Source organism: Streptomyces sp. NPDC050418, from assembly GCF_044458745.1.
GTDB lineage: Bacteria > Actinomycetota > Actinomycetes > Streptomycetales > Streptomycetaceae > Streptomyces.
In genome coordinates, this window is the sequence record NZ_JBITIG010000014.1 from 1 (window position 1) to 23261 (window position 23261).

Sequence of the window (23261 nt, forward strand, 5' to 3'; positions counted from 1 at the left end):
TACTCACCCTCTCGGGCTTTCCTCCGGGCTTCCCTTCGTTCTTGCGTTTCCGACTCTATCAGACTCTTTCGGGCCCGATTTCCTCGGTGCCTTTCAGGGTTTCCGCTTTTCGGCGGTTTCCCTTTCCGGCGAGACCGACTTTATCAGAGATTCTGAGTCGGAATTTCCACCCGCTCCGGGCTCCTCCGAGCGCACGAGTGCGCCGGGTTCCCGGTCAGGCGGAGCCGTAAACGTACTGGAGCGGGGCGCCCCGATGCAAATCGAGGCGCCCCGCTCCGATCGAGCTGCTCCGTGCGCGTCAGACCTCGACGACCACGGGGAGGATCATCGGGCGCCGGCGGTAGTTGTCGGAGACCCACTTGCCCAGCGTGCGGCGGATGAGCTGCTGCAGCTGATGGGGTTCGACGACACCGTCCTGGGCCGACTTCTCCAGAACTTCGTTGATCTTCGGGATGACCGCGCTGAAGTCCGAGTCGTCGATACCGGAGCCTCGGGCCTGGACGTGCGGGCCACCCGTGATCTTGCCGGTCGTGGAGTCCACGACCACGAAGACCGAGATGATGCCCTCGTCCCCGAGGATCCTGCGGTCCTTCAGGGAGGACTCGGTGACGTCGCCGACCGAGAGGCCGTCCACGTACACATAACCGGCCTGGACCTTGCCGACGATCTTGGCCTTGCCCTCGACGAGGTCGACGACCACGCCGTCCTCGGCGATGACGATGTTCTCCTGGGGGACGCCCGTCATCGCGCCGAGTTCCGCGTTGGCGCGCAGGTGGCGCCATTCGCCGTGGACCGGCATGAGGTTCCGCGGCTTGCAGATGTTGTAGAAGTACAGGAGCTCGCCGGCCGATGCGTGGCCCGAGACGTGCACCTTGGCGTTGCCCTTGTGGACGACGTTGGCGCCCCAGCGGGTCAGGCCGTTGATCACGCGGTAGACCGCGTTCTCGTTGCCCGGGATCAGGGACGAGGCCAGGATGACGGTGTCGCCCTGGACGATCCGGATCTGGTGGTCCCGGTTGGCCATGCGGGAGAGCGCGGCCATCGGTTCGCCCTGTGAGCCCGTGCAGACGAGCACGACCTCGTGGTCCGGGAGGTCATCGAGCGTCTTGACGTCCACGACGAGTCCGGCGGGGACGCGCAGATAGCCCAGGTCACGGGCGATGCCCATGTTGCGGACCATCGAGCGGCCGACGAAGGCGACCTTGCGGCCGTATTCGTGAGCCGCGTCCAGGACCTGCTGGATGCGGTGCACATGGCTGGCGAAGCTCGCCACGATGATGCGCTTGCGGGCTCCGGCGAAGACGGACCGTACGACGTTCGAGATCTCGCGCTCGGGCGGGACGAAGCCAGGGACCTCGGCGTTCGTCGAGTCCGACAGGAGGAGGTCGATGCCCTCCTCGCTCAGGCGCGCGAAGGCGTGCAGGTCGGTGAGGCGGCCGTCGAGCGGCAGCTGGTCCATCTTGAAGTCGCCGGTGGCCACGGCCAGGCCCGCAGGGGTGCGGATGGCTACGGCGAGAGCGTCCGGGATGGAGTGGTTGACCGCGATGAACTCGCAGTCGAACGGGCCGATGCGCTCGCGGTTCCCCTCCTTGACCTCGAGGGTGTACGGGCGGATCCGGTGCTCCTGGAGCTTCGCCTCGATCAGGGCGAGCGTCAGCTTGGAGCCGATCAGCGGGATGTCGGCCTTCTCGCGCAGGAGATAGGGGACGGCGCCGATGTGGTCCTCGTGGCCGTGCGTGAGGACGATGCCCTCGATGTCGTCGAGGCGGTCCCTGATGCTGCTGAAGTCCGGCAGGATCAGGTCGATGCCGGGCTGCTCCTCCTCGGGGAAGAGCACGCCGCAGTCGACGATGAGCAGGCGGCCGCCGTACTCGAAGACGGTCATGTTGCGGCCGATCTCGCCCAGGCCGCCGAGCGGGGTGACGCGCAGGCCACCCTTGGGAAGCTTCGGCGGAGCGCCGAGCTCGGGATGCGGATGACTCAAAAGACTCTCCTACCCATACGCGCCACGTCCTCCTTGAAGGCACGTGGCGCGCATGACGTTCGTGCGATGCAGTTGTCGCGTTCAGGTGGTTCGTATGGGTCGTGCGTATTCAGTTGTGAAGTCTGTGAGGCCCCGGGACGGCCGGGGCCGCGTTCTCAGAGGTGTACCCCGCCCGCGGCGAGATCGATCTTGAGCTGTTCGGTCTCCTGTGCGGAGAGCTCCACGAGCGGCAGGCGCAGCGGTCCTGCGGGCAGGCCCTGGAGGGCGAGCGCGGCCTTCGTGGTGATGACGCCCTGCGTGCGGAACATGCCGGTGAACACGGGCAGCAGGCGCTGGTGGATCTCGGTGGCCTTGCGGACGTCACCCGCGGTGTAGGCCTCCAGGAGTGCGCGCAGCTCCGGTGCGACGACATGACCGACGACCGAGACGAAACCGCAGGCGCCCACGGACAGGAGGGGCAGGTTGAGCATGTCGTCGCCCGAGTACCAGGCCAGGCCCGAGCGGGCGATGGCCCAGCTCGCGCGGCCGAGGTCTCCCTTGGCGTCCTTGTTGGCGACGATCCGCGGGTGCTCGGCCAGGCGGACGATCGTCTCGGTGGAGATCGGGACGCCGCTGCGGCCGGGGATGTCGTAGAGCATGACCGGCAGCTCCGTGCTGTCGGCGATGGCCGTGAAGTGCCGGTAGAGGCCTTCCTGCGGCGGCTTGTTGTAGTACGGGGTGACCGTCAACAGGCCGTGCGCGCCGGTCTTTTCGGCGGCGCGGGCCAGCTCGATGCTGTGGTGCGTGTCGTTCGTGCCGACGCCGGCGACGACATGGGCACGGTCGCCGACCGCCTCCAGGACGGCTCGTACGAGATCGTTTTTCTCCGCGTCGCTGGTGGTGGGGGACTCGCCGGTGGTGCCGTTGATGATCAGGCCGTCGTTGCCTGCGTCCACCAGATGGGCGGCGAGTCGCTGAGCGCCGTCAAGGTCGAGAGCGCCGTCCGTCGTGAACGGCGTGACCATGGCGGTGAGGACCCGCCCGAAGGGGGTCTGCGGAGTCGAGATCGGAGCCATGGGTAACACGCTACTCGCTGCTCAGTGCGTGGTCGCCCCTCGGGGGCTGCGCCGGGGCGTGACAGGGCACGACAAACGGAGCCCGGCACTGCCTGCTCGGGGGTTCAAGCAGTGCCGGGTCCGTTTGATCAGGCTAGATGAACTTCTCGAAATGCCGCAATACGGACACATCGCAAGGAGGTTCGGGCGAGGGCCCCGGACCTGCCCTGTCGTACGGAGTGGCGCCTTACGGAGCGACGCGCCCGTTCTTGTTGAAGGCCGCGTACGTGAGGGGCATGAGCTCCGCCCAGGCCGCCTCCATCTTCTCGCCGACCATCTCGATCTCCCGCTGCGGGAAGGACGGGACCTTGGCGAGCTCGTGCTGGGTGCGCAGCCCGAGGAAGTGCATCAGGGAGCGCGCATTGCACGTGGCGTACATCGACGAGAAAAGACCGACCGGCAGGACCGACCGGGCTACCTCGCGGGCGACACCGGCGGCGAGCATCTCCTGGTACGCCTCGTATGCCTGGCGGTACGAGTCCTCCATGACCCGGCCCGTCAGCTCCTGCTGGGCCTCGGTGCCCTCGACGAAGACGTACTTGCCCGGGCGGCCCTCCTGGACGAGCTTGCGGGACTCCCCCGGCACGTAGAAGACCGGCTGGAGCTCCCTGTACCGGCCCGATTCCTCGTTGTACGACCAGCCCACGCGGTGCCGCATGAACTCGCGGAAGACGAAGATGGGGGCGCTGATGAAGAACGTCATCGAGTTGTGCTCGAACGGGCTGCCGTGGCGGTCGCGCATCAGGTAATTGATGAGGCCCTTGGAGCGCTCCGGGTCCTTCGTCAGCTCTTCGAGGGACTGCTCGCCGGCCGTCGAGACCCGCGCCGCCCACAGCACATCGCTGTCGGCCGCGCTGTGCTTGACCAGCTCGACGGTCACCTCGCTGCGGAAGCTGGGCTTGAGCTCTTCGGCGGGGGTTTCTGCGGGCGTCTCGCTCACCGGCGCGGTCCTTCCAATTGCTTCGCTCGGGCGGCGCCCACTCTACGGCGCGGCACTGACAACTCCCGCCTCCGACCGCCCGGTCAGCGCTCGGCGGCCTCGGAATGCTGGGTCTGCGCGGGCGAAGTGTCGGGTGAGAGCGCGGGCATGCCGAAGAGCATGGCGCCCACCAGGCCGGTGACGACGGTGAGACCCACCAGGGTGCGGCCCACGATCTGGCCCGCCGTGGCGCGCTCCTTGGGAGGCGGGGTCACATTGCTGCGGAACTTGTCGGCTTCGGCGATGAAGGCGAACGGGACGGGCTCTCGCCGACGGAACATGGTGGGCGCTTCTCCTTGGCTCACTTGCGGTGTCTGTTGTCTCGTACCTGTACAGACGCGTAGAACCGCCCAAAGGTGCCCGGAAATCGGAAATTTCCTCGAAGTTCGCACCTGTATCGCCGGTTTCCCTCCGCCGCAGGTGGGCGGCCTGTCGCCTGAACGGCGCGGCGCGCGCCCCGCTCGGACCCCCGGGACTGGTCGCCCGTGGAATGCCTCGGTAGCCTCACCGAGCACACCTTCGAACGGGCTTGAGTGAGGATTACGTCGTGCCCCTAGCCTTTCTGACGGCCGACCGAGCATTCGACCAGGCGGACGACGTCGCGCTGCCGTTCGACGACCGCGACCAGTGGCGCCGGCCCTACCGGCCCGGTCCGTGGCGGGTCGCCGCCGCGGCGCTGCTGCTTCTGCTGGCCTCGTACATGCTGCTCGCGGCCATGATCATCGCCCTCGCGGACGAGCCCTCCGGCGGTGCCGCCTGTGCGATCGGCGCGCTCGTGGTGATCGTGTCCGCGCTGCGGCTGCTGCGCATGGGCGCCTGGGTGAGCGCGCGCGGAGTGCGCCGGGTCGGGTTCTTCATGACGAAGACCGTGCCGTGGGACCAGGTGGCTTCCATCCGTACGACGCAGCAGCCGGTGCGCTGGCTGGGGCTGCCGCGGACCGTGCAGGGGCAGGCCGCCGTGCTCGTGCCCGGCGGGCGCAAGCCGGCCGCCGAGCCGCTGATGACCTCGCACAACGCGGACTTCCTCGGGCGTCCCGAGGCATTCGACCGGGCGGCCGACACGGTCGAGGCGTGGGCGTACGAGTACCGTCAGGCACCCTGAGCTCGAGCCGGACATGAAGAACCCCGCCAGGCCGGAGCCTGGCGGGGTTCTTCATGTCGAGCCTGTTGAGGCCGGTCAGGCCGGCTCGTGCTCGCGCAGGGCGATCGCGCGCTGCATCGCCTTGCGGGCGCGCGGGGTGTCCCGCGCGTCGTGGTAGGCGACCGCGAGACGGAACCAGCAGCGCCAGTCGTCCGGCGCGTCCTCCGTCTCGGCGCGGCGGCGGGCGAAGACCTCGTCGGCCGAGTCACGGTCGATCCGGCCGCTCGGCAGCCGCTTCAGCTCGTCGACCGGGAGGCCGCCCTCGGCCTCCAGTTCGGCAGCCAACCTGCCTGCCTTGCGGGCGAATTGCGTGGTCTTCCAGAGGAACCACAGACCGATGAGCGGCAGCACGAGCACCGCCACGCCGAACGTGACGGTGAGCACCGTGCCCTGCTGTATGAGCAGCACGCCACGGCTGCCGACCAGGACGAAGTACGCGACCAGGGCGGCGGCCAGGGCGAAATAGGTGAGCTTTGCGCGCATCGGACCGTCAGTTGCCCAGGTCGAGGAAGTGCTCCAGGCCGAACGTGAGGCCCGGGGTGTCCACCACGCGGCGCACACCGAGCAGGATGCCCGGCATGAACGACTTGTGGTGCAGCGAGTCGTGGCGGATCGTGAGCGTCTCGCCCTCGCCGCCGAGCAGCACCTCCTGGTGCGCGAGCAGACCCCGCAGCCGTACGGAGTGCACGGGCACTCCGTCGACGTCCGCGCCGCGGGCACCGTCGAGGGCCGTGGAAGTGGCGTCGGGCTGCGGGGCGCAGCCTGCCTTCTCCCGGGCCGCCGCGATCAGCTGGGCGGTGCGGTGCGCGGTGCCGCTGGGGGCGTCCGCCTTGTTGGGGTGGTGCAGCTCGATGACCTCGACGGACTCGAAGAAACGGGCCGCCTGCTGGGCGAACTGCATCGTGAGGACCGCGCCGATGGAGAAGTTGGGCGCGATCAGGATGCCGGTCGACGGGGACTTCGCCAGCCAGTCCTCGACCTGCGCGATGCGCTCGTCGGTCCAGCCGGTGGTGCCGACGACGGCGTGGATGCCGTGCGCCGTGCAGTACTCGAGGTTGCCGAGGACCGCGTCGGGGTGCGTCAGGTCGATGGCGACCTGGGCGCCCGACTCCGCGAGCGCGTCGATGGAGTCGTCGCGGTCGAGGGCCGCCACGAGCTCCAGGTCCTCGGCGGCTTCGACGGCGCGTACGGCCTCGGAGCCGATCCGGCCCTTCGCGCCGAGGACCGCCACACGCAGCTTGCTCATTTGCTTGATTCCTTACGGGAGTTGGGCGACGTCAGCAGTGAGTCACGCGACCGCTTCGTGGAGCCGGGCCGCCTGGCGGTTCTTCAGCGGTCCGATCACCGACAGCGAGGGCCGCTGTCCCAGGATCTCGCGGGCCACGTCCCGTACGTCGTCGGGGGTGACCGCCGCGATCCTGCCCAGCATGTCGTCGACCGACATGTGGGTGCCCCAGCACAGCTCACTCTTGCCGATGCGGTTCATGAGCGCACCGGTGTCCTCCAGGCCGAGGACCGTGGAGCCGGAGAGCTGGCCGATCGCGCGGTCGATCTCCTCGTCGCTCAGACCGTGCGCCGCGACCTGGTCGAGCTCGTCGCGGCAGATCTTCAGGACGTCGTGGACCTGGCTGGGCCGGCAGCCCGCGTACACACCGAACAGGCCGCAGTCGGCGAAGCCCGAGGTGTACGAGTAGACCGTGTACGCGAGGCCGCGCTTCTCCCGTACCTCCTGGAAGAGACGGGAGGACATGCCGCCGCCGAGCGCGGTGTTGAGCACGCTCAGTGCCCAGCGCCGGTCGTCGGTGCGGGCGAGGCCGGGCATGCCGAGGACCACGTGGGCCTGCTCGGTGGAGCGCTCGATGAGCTCGACCTTGCCGGCCGAGCGCAGGGTACGCAGGCCGTCGCGCGGAGCGATCGGGGTGGCGTCGGTCGACTTGAGGGCGCCCGCCTTCTCGAACGCGGCGCGGACCTGGCGTACGACCTTGGCGTGGTCCACGTTCCCGGCCGCGGCGACCACGAGGTGGCGCGGGTCGTAGTGCTTCTTGTAGAAGCGGCGGATCCGGCCGGCGTCCAGCGCGTTGACCGTGTCGACCGTGCCGAGGACCGGGCGGCCGAGCGGGGTGTCGCCGAGCATCGTGTGCGCGAACAGGTCGTGCACGCAGTCGCTGGCGTCGTCCTCGGTCATCGCGATCTCTTCGAGGATCACGTTGCGTTCGGCGTCCACGTCGGCCTGCTGGATCTGCGAGCCCGTGAGCATGTCGCAGACGACGTCGATCGCGAGCGGCAGGTCCGTGTCGAGCACCCGCGCGTAATAGCAGGTGTACTCCTTGGCCGTGAACGCGTTCATCTCGCCGCCGACCGCGTCGATCGCGGCGGAGATGTCGAGCGCGGTGCGGCGCTTGGTGCCCTTGAACAGGAGGTGTTCGAGGTAGTGCGTCGCGCCGTTGAGCGCCGGGGTCTCGTCGCGGGAGCCGACGTGGGCCCAGATGCCGAAGGTCGCGGAGCGTACGGAGGGCAGGGTCTCGGTGACCACGCGCAGGCCGCCCGGCAGCACTGTGCGGCGGACGGTACCGATGCCGTTCTCACCCTTGAGAAGCGTTTGGGTACGGGCGACGGCCCGCACCTCCGAGGAGGTACGGGCCGTCGCCGCGGTGCTACGGGACGTCACTTGTCGGCGTCGTCCTTCTTCTCTTCGGCCTTCTCGCCCTCTTCGCCCTCGATCACGGGGATCAGGGAGAGCTTGCCGCGGGAGTCGATCTCGGCGATCTCGACCTGGACCTTCTGGCCCACACCGAGCACGTCCTCGACGTTCTCCACGCGCTTGCCGCCGGCGAGCTTGCGGATCTGCGAGATGTGCAGCAGACCGTCCTTGCCGGGGAGCAGCGAGACGAACGCGCCGAACGTCGTCGTCTTCACGACGGTGCCCAGGTAGCGCTCGCCGACCTCCGGCATGGTCGGGTTGGCGATGCCGTTGATCGTGGCGCGGGCGGCCTCGGCGGAGGGGCCGTCGACAGCACCGATGTAGATGGTGCCGTCGTCCTCGATCGTGATGTCGGCGCCGGTGTCCTCCTGGATCTGGTTGATCATCTTGCCCTTGGGGCCGATGACCTCACCGATCTTGTCCACCGGGATCTTGACGGTGATGATGCGCGGCGCGTTCGGGGACATCTCGTCCGGAACGTCGATCGCCTCCATCATCACGTCGAGGATGTGCAGACGGGCGTCGCGGGCCTGCTTGAGGGCCGCGGCCAGGACGGAGGCCGGGATGCCGTCCAGCTTGGTGTCGAGCTGGAGGGCGGTCACGAACTCCTTCGTGCCGGCGACCTTGAAGTCCATGTCACCGAACGCGTCCTCGGCACCGAGGATGTCGGTGAGCGCGACGTAGTGCGTGTCGCCGTCGATCTCCTGGGAGATCAGACCCATGGCGATACCGGCGACCGGGGCCTTCAGGGGCACACCGGCGTTCAGGAGCGACATGGTCGAGGCGCAGACCGAGCCCATGGACGTCGAACCGTTGGAGCCGAGGGCCTCGGACACCTGACGGATCGCGTAGGGGAACTCCTCGCGCGTCGGCAGGACCGGCAGGATGGCGCGCTCGGCGAGAGCGCCGTGGCCGATCTCGCGGCGCTTCGGCGAACCGACGCGGCCGGTCTCGCCGACGGAGTAGGGCGGGAAGTTGTAGTTGTGCATGTAGCGCTTGCGGGTCACCGGGGAAAGGGTGTCCAGCTGCTGCTCCATGCGGAGCATGTTGAGGGTGGTGACGCCCAGGATCTGGGTCTCGCCACGCTCGAACAGCGCCGAGCCGTGCACGCGCGGGATGGCCTCGACCTCGGCCGCGAGCGTACGGATGTCGGTCAGGCCACGGCCGTCGATGCGGACCTTGTCCTTGATGATGCGCTCGCGGACCAGCTTCTTGGTCAGCGCGCGGTACGCACCCGAGATCTCCTTCTCGCGGCCCTCGAACTGCGGGAGCAGCTTCTCGGAGGCGATCTCCTTGACGCGGTCCAGCTCGGCCTCGCGCTCCTGCTTGCCGGCGATGGTGAGCGCCTGCGAGAGCTCGGCGGAGACGGCGGCGGTCAGGGCCTCCAGGACGTCGTCCTGGTAGTCCAGGAAGACCGGGAACTCGCCGGTGGGCTTGGCGGCCTTGGCGGCCAGCTCGGCCTGGGCCTTGCAGAGGACCTTGATGAAGGGCTTCGCGGCCTCGAGGCCCGCGGCCACGACCTCTTCGGTCGGCGCCTGGGCGCCGCCCTTGACGAGCTCGATGGTCTTCTCGGTGGCCTCGGCCTCGACCATCATGATCGCGACGTCGCCGTCCTCGAGGACGCGACCGGCGACGACCATGTCGAAGACGGCGTCCTCGAGCTCGGTGTGCGTCGGGAACGCGACCCACTGGCCGTTGATCAGCGCGACACGGGTGCCGCCGATCGGGCCGGAGAAGGGCAGGCCGGCCAGCTGCGTGGAGCAGGAGGCGGCGTTGATCGCGACCACGTCGTACAGGTGGTCGGGGTTGAGAGCCATGATCGTCTCGACGATCTGGATCTCGTTGCGCAGGCCCTTCTTGAAGGACGGGCGCAGCGGGCGGTCGATGAGGCGGCAGGTGAGGATCGCGTCCTCGGAGGGCCGGCCCTCACGACGGAAGAAGGAGCCGGGGATCTTGCCGGCTGCGTACATCCGCTCCTCGACGTCCACCGTGAGGGGGAAGAAGTCGAGCTGGTCCTTGGGGCGCTTCGACGCGGTGGTGGCCGAAAGGACCATCGTGTCGTCGTCCAGGTACGCGACGGCGGAGCCGGCGGCCTGCTTGGCCAGGCGGCCCGTCTCGAAGCGGATGGTGCGGGTGCCGAAGGTGCCGTTGTCGATGACGGCCTCGGCGTAGTGGGTCTCGTTCTCCACTAGCGGTTTCTCCTACGTTCAGGACGTACGCCTTCGTCGCGTACGTAATCGTCTTTCGTCCGGACCGCCCGTGTGGCGGTGGACTGGGGCGGAGAAGCGCGCCTTGGGTGCGGGCCGGTCTTCGATCGAAGCACCCGGGGTTGCCTTCGGCCTGTCGTGCGGGCCTTACGAGGCCCCAGGGGCCACTACCGAGGACCGGCGGCGGCGCTGTCGGGACGATTCTCCGTGTGTTGCGTTGTGCGACCAGACTACAAAGCCTGAGTGACACTCCGCACGTACAGCAAAGGGAGCGGCCCCCTCAAGAGTGGGAACCGCTCCCTTTCACAGCGACTTACTTGGCGCCGCCGGCCGCACCGCGGCGGATGCCGAGGCGGTCGACCAGCGTACGGAAGCGCTGGATGTCCTTCTTGGCCAGGTACTGCAGAAGGCGACGACGCTGGCCGACCAGGATCAGCAGACCACGACGGGAGTGGTGGTCGTGCTTGTGGGTCTTGAGGTGCTCGGTCAGGTCCGAGATGCGACGCGAGAGCATGGCGACCTGAACCTCGGGGGAGCCGGTGTCACCCTCCTTGGTGGCGAACTCGGCCATGATCTGCTTCTTCGTGGCGGTGTCGAGGGACACTCGAACTCCTCTGAGTCTGTGGGTGCCGCCGAGTGCCCCTGGTCTGAATCTCAGGGGAGCTTCCGTTACTCGGGAGGCGGTGGATCCGTCCGTCGCCGGGCCCGGACTCTTGAGGTTCCGGGGGGCGTGCACAAACGGCCGCTACACAGAGTACCAGCCGGGCGTGGCGCGCCCGACCAGTGGCCTGCGCACCGGCCCGGCCGGCCCGCTAGGCGGCGGGCCGCACTCCGCGGGACGCTTCGTTCACGGCTTGTGCCAGGTCATCGGCCCGCGACAGGTCGCTCGCCAGCCAGTAGTACGTGCCGATGGCCATGACGCGTACCTGCTCGCCGCTGTGCAGCCTGACCCGTACGCAGCCCCGGCTCGGGGCGGCCTCGGCCACCTGCTGCAGGGGGATCCGCCGTTCCCGGAGCAGGTTCCGCACCCGGAGCTCGCTCTCCGTCAGGGTCACCCGGCGGTTGAACGCGAGGAGCAGCAGATACAGGGAGGCCAGGACCGCCACGGCGGCGATCGCGAGGATCGGCGCACCGGCGTCCTCGTCGGTCAGGGCCAGGACCAGCAGGGCGATGCCGGTGAGCAGGCCCACGACCCCCAGGGCTCCGTGCCAGAGCCGCAGCACGCGGTGCGGACGCCAGGTGCGCATGGCTCGATGCTAGGCGCGGGGCAACTGGGTGGCATGGCCACGTGTCGCAGAGCGTCGTCAGGACGTCAGCGCACGGATCGAGTGGTAGACGTCGAAGACCGCCAGGCACAGCGGGAGCAGCGTCAGGAGCACCATCGACTCGGCGATCTCCAGGAAACGGCCCCAGAACGGCGTGACGCCCTTGCTGGGCACGATCAGACCGATCGCCGTGATCAGGGCGGCACAGAGCGCGATGGCCGCGGTGAGCCAGATCATCCGCAGGTCGAGGGCGGCGCTGTCGCCGCGCAGGGCGTCGAGCAGCAGCTCGTAGGGCGGGTTCAGGGCGAGGCCGAGGCCGAGCAGGACCAGGGAGGCCAGGCCCGCGGCGAGCGCGCAGCCGACCTGGGCGGTGTAGCGGAACAGGTGGGAGCGCATCAGGAGCGCGATGCCGGTAGCGAAGGCGAGGATCTGGCCCCACACGTTGTCCGAGAAGCCGAGCACCCCGGCCGCGACGACCGCGACGAGCGCGCAGCCGCCGACGAGGCCGACGAGGAGTTCGTGGCCGCGGCGGGCCTGGGCCGCGATGCGCTCGCCGTCGACGGGGCCCTGCGGGGTGCGGTCGTCGCCGTTGCCGTAGTCGCCGACCGTCGTACGCGGGGGCTCGAAGCCGATCGGGAGGCGGGCGAAGCGGGCCGAGAGGCCGGGCAGGAACGCGAGGACGCCGACGGCGACGGGGGCGCAGGCCGCGGCGGTCTCGATCGGGGCGAGCTCGGCGAGGATCGCGACGAAGGTGGCGAGCAGGCCGATCGTGGCGGCGAGGACGAAGGCCACGAAGGGGCCGTCGCCGTTCGGCGTCACGATCATCAGGATCACCGCGAACAGCAGGACGGCCGCGCAGGCGAGGAGGAACTGCAGCCTGCCGATGCCCTGGCCGGCGGCCGTGGGCAGCAGTCCCGAGCCGGCGACGGCCGCGTTGGCGAGCGCGCCCACGCCGAAGGCGACGGCCGAGGCGCGGTCGGCGTACACCCGGGCCCGTACACACGCGAGGGCGAGCAGAGAGACGGCCGCGACGGCAGCCAGGATGCCCGGCAGGCCGTTCATGTCGTGGCCGATGGCCGAGGTCCAGAGCACGAACGCGAGCAGGACCAGGAGCACCGAACCCGCGAAGAGGCCGGCGCCGCGCATCAGGGCGTCGGACCACAGGGTGCGGTCCTTGGCGACGGCCGAGGCGACAGCGTCGGACACGTCGTCGAAGACGGCCGGCGGCAGGGAGTCGGCGAAGGGGCGCAGCGAGAGCAGTTCGCCGTCGAGGATGCGCTGGCTCGCGAGGGAGCCGGCGCTGTCGAGGACCGTGCCGTCGCGGCGTACGAGGTGGTAGCCGACGGGCGCGCCCGGGGCGGGGCTCTGGCCGGACAGGCGCAGGATCTCGGGGTGGAGGTCGGCGACCGGGATGTCGTCGGGCAGGGCGACGTCGACCCGGCTGTCGGGGGCCACGACCGTGACACGGCAGAAGCCGGTGCCGCCGGCGGCCGGCGTTGCGGGGCCGGTCTGACCCGGTCGGCCCGTCGCGTTCGGGGCCGGCGCTTGGACGGTCGTACTCACTGCTGCTCCCCCTCGTATGCATGAGGCTCATGACGCAAGGCGCTCGCCGGGCTGCCGACGCGGACCGTCACAGCAGGTTCCGCGATGCCCCGGGCAGCTTCCGCAATGCCCCGGAATTTTGCGCTGGTTCGCGGCTGCGTACTGCCGAAGGACATGCTCCGGTGCTTACCTCATCCGTATCTCGCGACACCCTACCGCCCGTGCGTCCCGTGGTACGCAAGTAGGATCACCCCCCGCGGACGGGCCTTGTCGCCACGGGGGCGCCGATAGGAACATTTCCGTCCGGCAAGGGAATTGGTGAGCTGTGAGCCAGATCGTCGTCAAGCGCCCACCGCGCGCCCTGCCCACCGAAGTGCCTGGTGAGCGGGTGCAGTTGCAGCCTCCCCCGGAGCTGCCGCGCGGTCAGCAGGAGGGCGCGCTGATGCAGCTCCTGCCGATGCTCGGTATGGGCGGATCTGTCGTCTTCTTCTTCATGACGCCCAATCCGATCATGCGGATCATGGGCATGGTGATGATCGCGTCCACGATCGCGATGGCCGTCGCGATGCTGGTCCGCTACCGGCGCGGTACGCAAGGGCAACTGGCCGATATGCGCCGCGACTACCTCCGTTACCTCGCTCAGACCCGGCGCACCGTGCAGCGCACGGCGCGGCTGCAGCGTGACGCCCAGTTCTATCTGCACCCCGCCCCCGAGCAGCTGTGGGCGCTGGTCGCCGAGGGCAGCCGGGTGTGGGAACGGCGCGTCGGCGACGCCGACTTCGGCCAGGTCCGCGTCGGACTCGGCGCCCAGCAGCTCGCGACCGAGCTGATCGCCCCCGAGACGGCGCCGGTCGACGAGCTGGAGCCGCTGACGGCGGGCGCGATGCAGCAGTTCCTGCACACCCACAGCACGTTGGACGAGCTGCCGATGGCCGTCTCGCTGCGGGCCTTCTACCACGTGACGGTCAGCGGTGAGGCCGATGCGGTACGCGGTTCCGTGCGCTCGATGGTCGGCTCCCTCGCGTCCCTGCACTCCCCCGACGACCTGCTGATCGCGGTCGCCGCGCGCCGCGACGCGGCCGCGCACTGGGAGTGGACGAAGTGGCTGCCGCATGTGCAGTCGGGCGGCGCCCCGGACGGTGCGGGCAGCCGCCGCATGATCACCACGGACGCCGCCGAGCTGGAGGAACTGCTCGCCGGGCGGCTCGACGGCCGCCCCCGCTTCCAGGCCAACGGCGCGCCGCTGCTCGACCAGCCGCACATCGTCGTCGTCCTCGACGGCGAGGGTCTGCCACAGCTTTCACCGCTGGCCGCACCCGAGGGTCTGCAGGGCGTCACGGTCATCGAGGTCGTGCCCGGCGACAACCAGGGGGCGCGCGGCGGTCTTTCCGTCACCGTGGACCGCGCGAAGCTGCAGCTCGAATCCGGCCACGGCCTCGTCTACGACGGAACGCCCGACCGACTCTCGTACGAGGCGGCCGAGGCGCTCGCCCGGCAGCTGGCCCCGCTGCGGATGGCCTCGGGCGGCGACGACGACGAACCGCTGCTCGCCAACCTGGACTTCACGGACCTGCTGAACCTCGGCGACGCGGCCGCCGTCGACGTCTCGCGGACCTGGCGGCCGCGCGCCCAGGCGGAGCGGCTGCGCGTACCGATCGGTGTGGGCGAGGACGGGGCGCCCGTCATGCTCGACCTCAAGGAGGCGGCGCAGGAAGGCATGGGGCCGCACGGTCTGTGCGTGGGCGCGACCGGTTCCGGCAAGTCCGAGCTGCTGCGCACGCTCGTCCTGGGCCTGGCGGTCACGCACTCCTCGGAGACGCTGAACTTCGTCCTCGCGGACTTCAAGGGCGGCGCGACCTTCGCCGGAATGTCTCAAATGCCGCACGTGGCCGCGGTGATCACCAACCTGGCCGACGACCTGACGCTCGTCGACCGCATGGGCGACTCGATCCGCGGTGAGCTCAACCGGCGCCAGGAGATGCTCCGCGACGCCGGCAACTACGCGAACATCCACGACTACGAGAAGGCGCGCGCGGCCGGCGCGCCGCTGCAGCCGATCCCGTCACTCGTTCTCGTGATCGACGAGTTCAGCGAACTGTTGACGGCCAAGCCGGACTTCATCGAGATGTTCGTGCAGATCGGACGCATCGGACGTTCGCTCGGTGTGCACCTGCTGCTCGCCTCGCAGCGCCTTGAGGAAGGCCGGCTGCGCGGGCTCGAGACGTACCTCTCGTACCGCGTGGGCCTGCGGACCTTCTCGGCGGCCGAGTCGCGGGCGGCGATCGGCGTGCCCGACGCGTACACACTGCCGAACGTGCCCGGCTCCGGCTATCTGAAGTTCGGCACGGACGAAATGGTGCGCTTCAAGGCCGCGTACGTGTCGGGGACCTACCGCACCGGGACACAGCAGGTGACCCCCGGTGGGCCGCTCCCGGTGGACCGCCGTCCGGTGGCGTTCACGGCCGCACACGTCCCCGTGCAGTACGTGGCGCCGGATCCGGCGGCACGGGTGCCGGACGCGCGCTCCTCCGCCGACCCCTCCGGCTCCTCGGACGACGCGCTCGCCGACTCCGTACTCGATGTGATCGTGCGACGGCTCGAAGGCCGCGGCGTCGCGGCGCACCAGGTGTGGCTGCCGCCGCTGGACAATCCGCCGTCGCTCGACGAACTGCTGCCCGGCCTCACGGCGGTCGAGGGCCGCGGGCTCACCGTTCCCGGATACGAGGGAGCGGGGCGGCTCGTCGTTCCCCTCGGTGTCGTGGACAAGCCCTTCGAGCAGCGCCGGGACACGCTCTACCGGGACTTCTCGGGTGCGGCGGGCCATATGCAGATCGTCGGCGGCCCGCAGTCCGGCAAGTCCACGTTCCTGCGTACGCTCATCTCGGCCTTCGCGCTGACGCACACGCCACACGAAGTCCAGTTCTACGGGCTCGACTTCGGTGGCGGCGGCATGTCGTCCATCGCCGGTCTGCCGCACGTGGGCGGCGTGGCATCGCGCCTCGACCCCGAGCGGGTGCGGCGCACGGTCGCAGAGGTGTACGGGATCCTCGCGCGGCGCGAGGAGTACTTCCGTACGGCGGGTATCGACTCGATCGCGACGTTCCGGCGGCTGCGCGCACGCGGGGAGATCTCGTTCACGGACCAGCCGTGGGGCGATGTCTTCCTCGTCATCGACGGGTGGGGCAATTTCCGTACGGAGTACGACAACCTCGACCCGATCGTCCTGGAGATCGCGGCCCGCGGCCTGGGCTACGGCATCCACGTGGTGCTGACCGCGTCCCGGTCCATGGAGGTGCGCTCCAACCTCAAGGACCACCTCATGAACCGTCTCGAACTGCGGCTCGGCGACACCATGGACTCGGAGCTCGACCGCAAGGTCGCGGCGAACGTGCCGGCGGGCGTGCCCGGCCGGGGCATGACGTCCGAGAAGCTCCACTTCATGGCGGCCGTCCCCCGCATCGACGGCATCAACTCGGACAGCGACCTGTCCGAGGCGACGGCGGCGATGAACCAGGAGGCGGCCCGGCACTGGACCGCCGCGGGCGCACCGGAGGTGCGTCTCCTCCCGCGCATGCTGCCCTCCGCGGAGCTTCCGGCCGGCAACGCGCGTCCCGACCTGGGCGTCTCGTTCGCCATCGACGAGAACAACCTCGAACCCGTCTTCGTCGACTTCGACCGCGACCCGTTCTTCCTCATCTTCGGCGAGAGCGAATCGGGCAAGTCGAATCTGCTGCGGCTGCTGATCTCGCAGATCTCGCAGCGGTACGACGGGAACGTGGCGAAGTTCTTCGTCATCGACAACCGGCGCGGGCTCCTGGACGTGACACCGGCCACGCACCTGGCCGAGTACGTCCCGATGTCGAACGCGATGGACCACCACGTGGACGCGCTGGCGGATCTGATGCAGCGCCGCACACCGTCCTCGGAGGTCACCGCCCAGCAGCTCCGTGACCGCAGCTGGTGGACGGGCCCGGAGGTCTTCGTGGTCGTCGACGACTACGACCTTGTCTCGACGTCGTCCGGCAACCCCCTGGCAAAGCTCACGGAACAACTCCCGTTCGCACGCGACGTGGGCATCCGCTTCATCATCGCCCGCAGTTCTGCCGGGGCTTCGCGTGCGTCGTACGAGCCCTTCATGCAGCGTCTGATGGAACTGGGCGCACAGGGCGTGGTCCTGGCCGGCGACCCGAACGAGGGCGACATCTTCGGCGGGGTACGGGCGCGGCCGATGCCGGTCGGGCGAGGGGTCTTCGTGTCGCGCAAGCGCGGTAATCCGTTGGTGCAGACCGGGTTCGTCGGCGAGTAGCAGAGGAAGGGGCACGTTCGATGGCGTGGGATGAGTGGGAGCAACTGAAGTCCGAGGCGGCTGGGCGGCAGGGCGACGGCCAGATGCAGTTGAACCGCCTCGACGACCCGCCCTTGCCTGACGGTTCCGGTGTCGGCGACCTCAAGGTCAAGCACCAGGACCTGGCGAAGATCGGCGACCACGCTCATGCGCTGTACGACCGGTTGTGGAAGGAAGCCCGTGTCGCCGTGCCGTCCAGCGACTCGGCCGCAGGAGACCTCACGAAGCAGGGCTTCGCTCTCGGATCAGCCCTGCAGCGCGTCTCCAGCCGCTGGGAAGAGCAGCTGAAGTCGCTGATGGACGCCTGTGCCCACATCAACAACCATCTTGCGATCACCGACAAACAGCACCGGACTGACGACGATTACATCGCCCGCCACACGAGCTCGATCGCCATGCTCGATGCCGGCTTCGATGAGAACTGGGCCGATGGCGGCAAGGGCAAGGGTGGCAAGTAGTGAACCTCGAAGACCTGCGCCACGCGAACTTCAAGCTCCTCGACGAGGCAGTTACCGACTGGTCCACGATGGTGGACAACCTCGAGGAACTCGAGAAGTCGGCAACCAAGGGATTGCTCAAGGCCGCACAGAAGGCCGACTGGCAGGGTCTCAACGCCACCGTGAGCCGCATCTTCGTCGGCAAGACAGCCGGCGAGTTCGGCGATGCGCACAAGCAGGCAGACAGCATCCGGAACATCCTCAGGGACACCCGGAACGAGTTGAAGGACTACAAGCGCCAGCTCCTGGAAGCCATCGATCGTGCATGGGACAAGAAGGTCTCTGTGTACGGCGTGGCAGGCGGCGGGTTCGAGGCCATCTACAGCGTCCATCCCGTGCCGGCAAACGGTCAGCAGATCGTCGATGCCGCAGTCAAGGAGATCCAGGGAATCCTCGACAAAGCCACCACGTCGGATGATTCCGCCGCCAAGGTCCTCAAGGCGCTCGCCGATCAGAGCGAACTCGGATTCTCCGATGCCTCCTACAAGGATCGTGATGCCGCTGCGGATGCGGTCAAGAGGGCGGACGAGCTGGCAAAGCTGGCGGCGAAGGATCCGGACGACCTCACCAAGACCGAACTGAACGCCATCAACGCCGGTCTGGCCAAGTACCGCAATGACCCCCTCTTCGCCGAAGAGTTCGCAACGAAGCTCGGCCCGAAGGGAACCTTGGAGTTCTACTCGGGCGCGGCAGCGTCAGGCGCAGGTACCTACGATCCCGATCGCCTGAAGACCATGAAGCAGCTTCAGAAGAACCTCGGCATCACACTGGGTACGGCGACGCGTTCGGACAGCCAGGCGATGGACAAGTGGGAGTCGTCGATCACGTCACTGGGCGAGAAACGGCTCGGCGAATACGAGGACGGCCCCCGCAGCTTCGTCGTGATGAGCAATTTGATGCGGTTCGGCGATTACGACACGGACTTCCTCACGAGTTACGGCGATCGGCTCCTTGAGTTCGACAAGAAGGTCGACACCGACTCACATCACGGCACACCGTTCTGGATCAACAACCATGATCAGTCGAACCTCAATTTCTGGGATAAGAACGATCGCGGCCGGGATCCCGTCAGTGGGTTCCTTCAGGCGCTGGGGCATAACCCGGAGGCTTCGGCCAAGTTCTTTGAGGGGCCTGCCGTTGACGGTGAATACGTCGACAAGGAATCCGAGGTCAACGAACACCTCAAGTACTTGACCAAGGAACGCCACTGGTATGAGGATGCCACTTTCGACGGTGATCGTGATGTGATTGCCGGTCGGGATGCGCTTGGTCATGCCCTGGAGGCCGCGACGACTGGGTACGCCTATGACGCCGATCCCATGACTGCGAAGGACCCGATGATTCCTGGCACCGGGGATCGACGGACCGAGGCGACGGCAGATGTCATGGAGCAGGTTGCATACCTGTACGGCACCGAAGATGCACCGAAGATGTTGCACGATCAGCCCGAAATGGCAGACAGCCTTGGCAAGATGGGCGCCGCGTACATCGATGATCTCAACTACAACCTGTCAGGAATCAGCGATGCATCCCGCGATGCAGGTTCTTTCCCGTCTCAGTATCCAGGCCGGGCACAATTCAACAATCAAGGCGCTATCGACTTCCTGAGTCTTCTGGGGCAGAACGAAACGTCGCACGCGACGGTCACGTCCGCTCAGCATCTCTACACGCTGAGCCTCCTGGACACGCACTCACCGATGAACGGTGAGCAGATCAGTGAAGCCGGGATGGGTCATGCCCGCGATGCGTTGACCACTGGCGCCGAAGCCCGGGGAATCCTTGACCACTCCTACGCGCAGCAGGCGCAGGTGAATGCCGAGGGAGATGCGGAGGACGCCAACAAGGCGCTCGCCCGTGGCGCCGATTGGAAGAAGGTCGCCGTGGGAGCCGTCATTGCGGGTGGCATCGCCGCCGTTCCCGTACCTGGCTCCACAGCGGCTGCGATCATGTTCGCACCCGTCGCAGCCGATACAGCCGGAGAGATTCTGGGAACGTTCATCGGGCAAGACATCGACAAGGGCACCGATTCAGCGGAACAGGACGCCACAAACGAGTCCCAGATGACAAGTAGAGAGTTCTTCAATGCGGGTGCCAAAGACCTTGACGACGCCTACTCGGCGTACATCAAGGGGCACGACGAAGTCGCGGACCGAGCGGACTACCAGCAGTGGCCTCAAGATATCAAGGATGCATACCTGGCCACCGGGCCAGGACAGAACAACCAGCGAGGCCTCCCTCCCTACAAGGACTGAACCCGGCCCGAAGCCAGAAAGCATGATCATGAATCACAAGGGGTCCATCATCACGCTTTGCTCGGCAGTCCTGATCGGAGCTCTGGCGAGCTGCAGCTCGCCGAAGACCGAGGAGCCCAGCGGGCTTCCGGCTTCACGAATCTGCGACAGCGCCTTCGATTCCGCCGCGAGCAACGTACTGACCAGGCTGTCGAAGAAAGCGCGCTATGAAGAGCTTCCCGACAAGGCCGATTGGTTCACACCCGACCGTGCCGTCAAGTCGCTCCATAAGAGCGCGTCCGAACGCACCGATTGCCTCGTGTACGCGGTCGGGGATGAGAGCGGCACCCCTCTTCTCGACATCAGCTTCGAGGGCGTCAATCGCTACCCGAAGGCAGAAGATCAATCCGGTGGTTCATCACGCGACCAAGCGGACTTCGTGATGGGTGAATTCGCCACGGCAAGTGAGATCGGTGCGACTCTGATCTTCTCGTGCCACACCTCGGGAGAGGAGGGCAGGTTCAGGTTCATCAAAGCGGGGATGTACTCGACGCTCCGCTCCTCGAACGGAGAGTTGGCGCGCGACCTGATGACCATCCTCAACTCCATTTCCCGGAAGGTCGCCCACGCCGCCGATTGCGCAGATTCGGCGGAACTCCCTTCGAGCCCGCCTGAACCCAGGTACCGCACTTGATCAGGTGCGTCCCGCGCGCAGAGACGCTACGTCAGATCGAACTCCCCGTCCCGAGCCCCCAGCACAAACGCCCGCCACTCAGCCTCCGTATACCGAAGCACCGTCTCCGGATCCATCGACGACCGCATCGCGACCCCGCCGCCCGGGAGGTACGCGATCTCGACGCGTTCGGCTGCGTTCTCCGTGCCCGGTGGGGCGAGCCATTCCACGTTCGAGATGTCGAGTGAGTAGAGCTCGTCCTTCTCCTGCTGGGTGCCCATGCCCGTCTCCCCTTCGGGTCGAGTGTTCCCTGACACGGGTCATGGTGCCCTCGTGGTGACCTTCGCAGGGGCGGTTGCGGGAAAGTTCAGTCGATTCGGCGGGCCACGCCGAGCAGGCCGGACTCCGCGTCCGTGCCCATGGTCATGACCCACTGGCGGTCCGCGCCGGCGCACCAGAGCGTCACGCCGTCCGCGAGGGTCGGCAGGGCCTCGATCTCGGCGGCGCTCAGGCTGAGGATCTTGCCGATCTGCTCGGCCTCGCCGGGCGAGACGCGCTGGATGCCCACCAGGGCCGAGTTGCGCATCAGACGGGGGGCGACCGGGCTCATGTAGGGCAGCAGCGTCAGGACCGACTGCCACGGCGACGCGACGACGCGGCCGCGCGGCGGACGCATACCGCAGTCCCGGACCACCACGACCGGGCTGCCCACGGTCGCACCCATGGGCGGTACGCGGCCCACACCGTGCAGCGTCATGCATTCGAGGCCCGCGCCGGCCGCCTGGGCCAGCGTCGTCCAGGCCTGCGCACGGCCCGTCTCGACGGCCACCCGCGCGCCCGTGCCCGCGGCGCGGAGCGCCAGGACCTGCGCGGTCCACAGGCCGCCGATCAGCAGCACCTCGTAAGGGACAGGGCGGTGGAAGCCGATCATCTGGGGCCGGCCCTCGGCGTCGTCGCCGATGACCACGCCGTCGTCGCCGACGGGCAGCGTCAGCGCGCCGAGATCGTCGAGCGGCATCGTGTGGCCGGGGTGGCGCGGGCCGAGCAGCCCCCGCAGACGGCCGGGAACAGAAGCGACAGAGCTCATCGGGCGCCTCCCAGCGGCAACGTGGCGAGGACGCCGGGGACCTGTTCGCGGTCCAGTCGGATCAGACCGACCTTGGCGGAGCGGGCCGCGCTTTCGAGTGAACGGCGCACGTTCACCAGGTCGTTGTCCGAGCCTCCGGTGATGCGTACATGGCCGTTCACCGTCATGGAGGTGCGGTGATCGCCACGCCGTACGGTCAGGCTGAACGTTGTCGCGTACGCGGGGATCGAGGTCAGCAAGGACACCAGGCGGGGCAACGGGGTTGCCGCGCGGCCGAGTTCGGGCCAGCGGCCGACCGCGTACGTGGTGTGCCAGCGGTCGTCGCAGCGCCAGACACGCGCCGTCTCGGCGGTGCGGCGCTGCGGTGCCGCGTCCGGGCGGGTGGCGCGGGCCGCGAGCATCGGGCTGGCGCAGGCGGACGTGGCGAACGTGGCATTGAGCTCGTCCTGGTCGAGGACGGTGGCGCGGAAACCGGCGCCGGTGATGCGGCTCGCGATGTGGTCGGCGGCGCGGACGAGGCAGCGCTGGGCACCTTCGACACCGCCGCCGCGCGCCGCGACGGCCTCCGCGCACAGCTCCGGATCGAGCTTCAGCGCCACCCAGGTCATACGGAGCGCCGGTGCGCCGGTCTGCTGCTGCAGCGGCGCGTACGAGAGCCGGGCCACGGACTGCTGCGGCAGGTGCGGCGCGGGGGCCGAGCGGACCTGCTGCACCAACTGGGCCGATTCCAGGACGATGTCGTCGACCTGGAGGGCGTCCGCGAGCAGGGGCAGCGGCAGCGACCGCGCACCGAACGCGGGGCGCAGCGCCTCACCGCCCGCCTCGACCCGGACGACCGCCGTGAGGAACGTGCCGTCGCCGAGCATCCCGATGGTGCGCCGCTCACGGTCCACATAGGTCTGCGGCTCGAGGCCGGGAACGCATTCGACGACCGGGGCAAGCTGCGGATCGACACCCGGCACGACCGGCTCGGCGGCCAGGCGGCGGCGCGCCCGGAAGGCCGAGACGGTGGACAGCCAGTCCTGCAGTGCGTGCCCACGGCGGCGTACCACCGCGAGCAGGACCAGGACGGCGGCCACCACGACCGCCGGGATCAGCCACAGTTCACCGAGGACGGCGCCCACGGCCGCGACCGCGAGCGCCGTCTCGATGAGGACGAGCTGGCGCAGCTGGAAGGGGCCGAGGCGGCCCGTTCGCGAACGGGGACGCAGCTGGGTCTTCGCGGCAGGGGCGGCGGGACGCGTGGGGGCGGGACCCGTGGGGGCGGGATTGCTCCGTTGCCCCCGGGAACTCCCGGTGGCGCCCGCGGTGCCGCGTCCGGTGCGGTCGCGCATCGCAGTGGTCATCGCCGCGTTGCCCCCCTTGTGTCCGTATTTGCCGCTGTTCGCTTGCCTGTTGGGACGGGCGCTCACCCTACCCGAGCCCTGGCGGGGGCCGGTCCGGGCGCCACCTGGGCACGGGCAGGCGAACGCCTACAGGCATAGTAGGGGTCCGTTACGACAGGGAGCTCCTGGG

19 protein-coding genes are annotated in these 23261 nt (G+C 68.6%); 5 read left to right on the forward strand and 14 right to left on the reverse strand.

What is annotated here, in order from left to right; genetic code table 11:
* Positions 1 to 298: 298 nt before the first annotated feature.
* The 4 genes from ACIBI4_RS29350 to ACIBI4_RS29365 all read right to left on the reverse strand — a co-directional run bounded on the left by ACIBI4_RS29350 (position 299) and on the right by ACIBI4_RS29365 (position 4338).
* Positions 299 to 1984 carry a ribonuclease J gene (locus ACIBI4_RS29350; protein ID WP_399207153.1) on the reverse strand — a complete coding sequence of 562 codons (1686 nt, stop codon included), beginning with the start codon at positions 1982 to 1984 and terminating at the stop codon, positions 299 to 301.
* Between the two features lie 155 nt (positions 1985 to 2139).
* Complete coding sequence (gene dapA / locus ACIBI4_RS29355) at positions 2140 to 3039, reverse strand: 4-hydroxy-tetrahydrodipicolinate synthase (RefSeq protein WP_399207154.1); 900 nt, start codon at positions 3037 to 3039, stop codon at positions 2140 to 2142.
* Between the two features lie 226 nt (positions 3040 to 3265).
* Positions 3266 to 4018 (reverse strand): FAD-dependent thymidylate synthase, encoded by a 753-nt coding sequence (thyX, locus tag ACIBI4_RS29360; protein ID WP_399207155.1) that lies wholly within the window; start codon positions 4016 to 4018, stop codon positions 3266 to 3268.
* 83 nt (positions 4019 to 4101) lie between these two features.
* Complete coding sequence (locus tag ACIBI4_RS29365) at positions 4102 to 4338, reverse strand: hypothetical protein (RefSeq protein ID WP_399207156.1); 237 nt, start codon at positions 4336 to 4338, stop codon at positions 4102 to 4104.
* Between the two features lie 266 nt (positions 4339 to 4604).
* On the opposite strand from ACIBI4_RS29365, the gene ACIBI4_RS29370 reads away from it, so the two are divergent.
* On the forward strand, positions 4605 to 5159 hold the full coding sequence (locus ACIBI4_RS29370) for a PH domain-containing protein (protein WP_399207157.1): 555 nt from the start codon (positions 4605 to 4607) through the stop codon (positions 5157 to 5159).
* 75 nt (positions 5160 to 5234) lie between these two features.
* On the opposite strand, the gene ACIBI4_RS29375 is transcribed toward ACIBI4_RS29370, so the two are convergent.
* The 7 genes from ACIBI4_RS29375 to eccD form a co-directional block, all read right to left on the reverse strand.
* The gene (locus tag ACIBI4_RS29375; RefSeq protein ID WP_399207158.1) at positions 5235 to 5681 is read right to left on the reverse strand and encodes a hypothetical protein; all 447 of its coding nucleotides are present in this window, start codon (positions 5679 to 5681) and stop codon (positions 5235 to 5237) included.
* Between the two features lie 7 nt (positions 5682 to 5688).
* Positions 5689 to 6444: a 4-hydroxy-tetrahydrodipicolinate reductase gene (dapB, locus tag ACIBI4_RS29380; RefSeq protein WP_399207159.1), complete on the reverse strand. Its 756-nt coding sequence runs from the start codon at positions 6442 to 6444 to the stop codon at positions 5689 to 5691.
* A gap of 42 nt (positions 6445 to 6486) precedes the next feature.
* Complete coding sequence (locus ACIBI4_RS29385; protein ID WP_399207160.1) at positions 6487 to 7866, reverse strand: M16 family metallopeptidase; 1380 nt, start codon at positions 7864 to 7866, stop codon at positions 6487 to 6489.
* Positions 7863 to 10088 (reverse strand): polyribonucleotide nucleotidyltransferase, encoded by a 2226-nt coding sequence (locus ACIBI4_RS29390; protein WP_399207161.1) that lies wholly within the window; start codon positions 10086 to 10088, stop codon positions 7863 to 7865. Before ACIBI4_RS29390 ends, ACIBI4_RS29385 begins: the two co-directional genes overlap by 4 nt.
* Before the next feature lie 331 nt (positions 10089 to 10419).
* The gene (rpsO, locus tag ACIBI4_RS29395) at positions 10420 to 10710 is read right to left on the reverse strand and encodes a 30S ribosomal protein S15 (RefSeq protein WP_093607828.1); all 291 of its coding nucleotides are present in this window, start codon (positions 10708 to 10710) and stop codon (positions 10420 to 10422) included.
* 208 nt (positions 10711 to 10918) lie between these two features.
* On the reverse strand, positions 10919 to 11353 hold the full coding sequence (locus ACIBI4_RS29400; protein ID WP_399207162.1) for a PH domain-containing protein: 435 nt from the start codon (positions 11351 to 11353) through the stop codon (positions 10919 to 10921).
* 57 nt (positions 11354 to 11410) lie between these two features.
* A complete protein-coding gene (eccD, locus tag ACIBI4_RS29405; RefSeq protein ID WP_399207163.1) occupies positions 11411 to 12934 on the reverse strand; it encodes a type VII secretion integral membrane protein EccD in 1524 nt (507 codons plus the stop codon).
* Between the two features lie 304 nt (positions 12935 to 13238).
* On the opposite strand from eccD, the gene eccCa reads away from it, so the two are divergent.
* The 4 genes from eccCa to ACIBI4_RS29425 are packed head-to-tail and all read left to right on the forward strand — an operon-like array spanning position 13239 to position 20680.
* Entirely contained in the window at positions 13239 to 17219 is a 3981-nt protein-coding gene (gene eccCa, locus ACIBI4_RS29410; RefSeq protein ID WP_399207164.1) for a type VII secretion protein EccCa, read from the forward strand.
* A 20-nt stretch (positions 17220 to 17239) separates the two neighbouring features.
* Positions 17240 to 17716 carry a hypothetical protein gene (locus tag ACIBI4_RS29415; RefSeq protein ID WP_399207165.1) on the forward strand — a complete coding sequence of 159 codons (477 nt, stop codon included), beginning with the start codon at positions 17240 to 17242 and terminating at the stop codon, positions 17714 to 17716.
* Complete coding sequence (locus ACIBI4_RS29420) at positions 17716 to 20007, forward strand: hypothetical protein (protein WP_399207166.1); 2292 nt, start codon at positions 17716 to 17718, stop codon at positions 20005 to 20007. The genes ACIBI4_RS29415 and ACIBI4_RS29420 overlap by 1 nt, the downstream gene beginning before the upstream one ends.
* Positions 20008 to 20029: 22 nt before the next feature.
* Positions 20030 to 20680, forward strand: coding sequence for a hypothetical protein (locus tag ACIBI4_RS29425; RefSeq protein WP_399207167.1), 651 nt, complete (start codon positions 20030 to 20032; stop codon positions 20678 to 20680).
* Positions 20681 to 20706: 26 nt separating this feature from the next.
* On the opposite strand, the gene ACIBI4_RS29430 is transcribed toward ACIBI4_RS29425, so the two are convergent.
* The 3 genes from ACIBI4_RS29430 to eccE form a co-directional block, all read right to left on the reverse strand.
* A complete protein-coding gene (locus tag ACIBI4_RS29430; protein ID WP_399207168.1) occupies positions 20707 to 20940 on the reverse strand; it encodes a DUF397 domain-containing protein in 234 nt (77 codons plus the stop codon).
* A gap of 86 nt (positions 20941 to 21026) precedes the next feature.
* Positions 21027 to 21746, reverse strand: coding sequence for a hypothetical protein (locus tag ACIBI4_RS29435; protein WP_399207170.1), 720 nt, complete (start codon positions 21744 to 21746; stop codon positions 21027 to 21029).
* Positions 21743 to 23092, reverse strand: coding sequence for a type VII secretion protein EccE (gene eccE / locus ACIBI4_RS29440; RefSeq protein ID WP_399207171.1), 1350 nt, complete (start codon positions 23090 to 23092; stop codon positions 21743 to 21745). The genes ACIBI4_RS29435 and eccE overlap by 4 nt, the downstream gene beginning before the upstream one ends.
* Positions 23093 to 23261 lie beyond the last annotated feature (169 nt).